The organism is Enterobacter cloacae complex sp. SYL003 (assembly GCF_049236925.1).
GTDB lineage: Bacteria > Pseudomonadota > Gammaproteobacteria > Enterobacterales > Enterobacteriaceae > Enterobacter > Enterobacter intestinihominis.
Genome location: NZ_JBMKJK010000057.1, coordinates 1 through 1,563 on the forward strand (window position 1 = coordinate 1; position 1,563 = coordinate 1,563).

2 protein-coding genes are annotated in these 1,563 nt (G+C 44.7%); both read left to right on the forward strand.

The genetic code is table 11. From position 1 onward, the window contains the following. Nucleotides 1-97: 97 nt before the first annotated feature. On the forward strand, nucleotides 98-598 hold the full coding sequence (locus ACOT1A_RS24530; RefSeq protein WP_001239317.1) for a hypothetical protein: 501 nt from the start codon (nucleotides 98-100) through the stop codon (nucleotides 596-598). 149 nt (nucleotides 599-747) lie between these two features. Beyond that, nucleotides 748-1,389: a type A-2 chloramphenicol O-acetyltransferase CatII gene (locus ACOT1A_RS24535; protein ID WP_001011939.1), complete on the forward strand. Its 642-nt coding sequence runs from the start codon at nucleotides 748-750 to the stop codon at nucleotides 1,387-1,389. The last annotated feature ends 174 nt before the right edge of the window (nucleotides 1,390-1,563 follow it).

Here is a 1,563-nt window from a genome sequence, read left to right on the forward strand (position 1 = left end):
GCCTTTGAATGGGTTCATGTGCAGCTCCATCAGCAAAAGGGGATGATAAGTTTATCACCACCGACTATTTGCAACAGTGCCCTGTTTAGAGTACTATATGCGCCTGCAACAGTGGGCCACCGAAAATATTAAAAAACTGCTTTATCTCGCGGGGGATGACGCGGTGATTAATTACGGGAAAATGCGGCTGGAATTTTTGCAGAAAGCACTGGCGCAGGATACCTCCGGTGACTTCTGCTTTCGTGTGCTGCATCCGGAAGTGTCTGGCCCGCCGGATATGAAAAAGGCTTCCGCCGGGTACCGTGACTTTATTATCGGTAACAGAGCGTTGCTGGATCTGGTGAATTCAGCCGGTGAAGGGGCTCCGGTTGCGCATTATTCCGCTGATGAAATTCAGTCATTATTTTCGGCACAAATACAGGGGTCGGTGGATAAATACGGCGATAGTTTCCTGACGGATGATCCGTATGTGCTGGCGGAAGACAAGCTGCAAACCTGTCAGATGGAAATTGATTTAATGGCGGATGTGCTGAGAGCACCGCCCCGTGAATCCGCAGAACTGATCCGCTATGTATTTGCGGATGAGTGGCCGGAATAAATAAAACCGGGCTTAATACAGATTAAGCCCGTATCGGGTATTATTACTGAATACCAGACAGCTTACGGAGGACGGAATGTTACCCATTGAGACAACCAGACTGCCTTCTGATTATTAATATTTTTCACTATTAATCAGAAGGAATAACCATGAATTTTACCCGGATTGACCTGAATACCTGGAATCGCAGGGAACATTTTGCCCTTTATCGTCAGCAGATTAAATGCGGATTCAGCCTGACCACCAAACTCGATATTACCGCTTTGCGTACTGCACTGGCGAAAACCGGTTATAAGTTTTATCCGCTGATGATTTACCTGATCTCCCGGGCTGTTAATCAGTTTCCGGAGTTCCGGATGGCAATGAAAGATAATGAACTGATTTACTGGGAACAGTCAGACCCGGTCTTTACTGTCTTTCATAAAGAAACCGAAACATTCTCCGCACTGTCCTGCCGTTATTTTCCGGATCTCAGTGAGTTTATGGCGGGTTATAACGCGGTAACAGCAGAATATCAGCATGATACCAGGTTGTTTCCGCAGGGAAATTTACCGGAGAATCACCTGAATATATCATCGTTACCCTGGGTGAGTTTTGACGGATTTAATCTGAATATCACCGGAAATGATGATTATTTTTCCCCGGTTTTTACAATGGCAAAGTTTCAGCAGGAAGGTGACCGCGTACTATTACCTGTTTCTGTACAGGTTCATCATGCAGTCTGTGATGGTTTTCATGCAGCAAGGTTTATCAATACACTTCAGCTGATGTGTGATAACATACTGAAATAAATTAATTAATTCTGTATTTAAGCCACCGTATCCGGCAGGATTGGTGGCTTTTTTTTATATTTTAACCGTAATCTGTAATTTCGTTTCAGAAGGCACTGTTGCAAAGTTAGCGATGAGGCAGCCTTTTGTCTTATTCAAAGGCCTTACATTTCAAAAACTCTGCTTACCAGGCGC

Excerpts from the sequence above, each read along its gene's own strand:
- ACOT1A_RS24530 (WP_001239317.1), top strand. The coding sequence starts at position 98 with ATGCGCCTGCAACAGTGGGCCACCGAAAATATTAAAAAACTGCTTTAT.
- ACOT1A_RS24535 (WP_001011939.1), top strand. The coding sequence starts at position 748 with ATGAATTTTACCCGGATTGACCTGAATACCTGGAATCGCAGGGAACAT.